This is a genomic window from Halalkalibacter wakoensis JCM 9140, from assembly GCF_000513095.1.
In the GTDB taxonomy this organism is placed as follows: Bacteria; Bacillota; Bacilli; order Bacillales; family Bacillaceae_D; genus Halalkalibacter; species Halalkalibacter wakoensis.
In genome coordinates, this window is record NZ_BAUT01000170.1 from 1 (window position 1) to 1,044 (window position 1,044).

Below are 1,044 nucleotides of genomic sequence, written 5' to 3' on the forward strand. Positions count from 1 at the left end.
AAAAACGTAACTTTCTTATTATAGGAGTGTCGTTTTATTACTAATAGCAATATTAAACTTTGAACTACGAGCGCTTTAACAATATATCAATAGAGTTAATGACGCAGGATTTTTTAACATGCATTCGTCGCTTTTTATACTTGAAAAAATCATTTTCAAATTAATAATGTATTAGGAGGCTAACAGTGAATAAATATTACCTAAATATTAGTACCATAATCTTTATTGTGATTGTTTCCCTAATATTATTCACATACTGGCTTAATCTAAATTTTGGTTATGGACAAATATTTTTAATCATAGCAGGAAGCTATGGTATCTATCTAAACCTTAATGCTCAGATAAAAGAGCGAAAACAAACCTGAATATCTAATTGGGCTTAGCCGTTGTGAAACATTGTACTAGTAAAGGGTGCGATAGCTGAGGAAACAATTTTAAAAAATAAGGCTCAGAAATAAAATATTCTAAGCCTTTTTAAGTGGGATTTATACTGTTGTGAAATCAATTGTGTAAATCGTGCGAATTACTTTGTGAGTTGTGGTGCGATTTATGATTTTGCACCTCATAAGTAAACCCGTTATGTTTTTATAAATTGGCTTTTAATTTCTCACCATCTAAAAAGTCCACTTCAAGCTCAAGTTTTCGAATGTCATCTCTAGAAATATTCATGGTAGACAGAACTTTCTCCACGGCTTCATCAGCTGTTATGCTAGAGTCTAGGGCAAGTTGTTGTAAAAGTTCTTCTACTTCTGTTGCAGCTTGTTCTCCTTTAATTTCTTCTTTTCCTTCAGCTGTTTTCCTTTCAATCTCAGCGTTTGCTGACTGATTTCTGTTTTTGTATTCGATATCAATCTCTTCATTATTTACTAAATCAATTTCAAGTTCAAATACTTGTACTTTAATGGTTTCTGTCTCAATCGGGTCAGTTGTTATTTCTTCCGTATTCCCTTGATTGTTATCAACTATAGGTTCTTCAGTGGCACCATTATTGGTTCCGCAGCCAAATAAGAAGCTAGTAAGAACTAGTGATAACAACAAAGTTTT

1 protein-coding gene is annotated in these 1,044 nt (G+C 32.3%); it reads right to left on the bottom strand.

Annotated features, from left to right (window positions below):
• Positions 1 to 585 precede the first annotated feature (585 nt).
• Positions 586 to 1,044, bottom strand: a 459-nt coding sequence (locus JCM9140_RS22065) for a YusW family protein (protein WP_156314968.1), incomplete at its 5' end; no start/stop codon positions are given.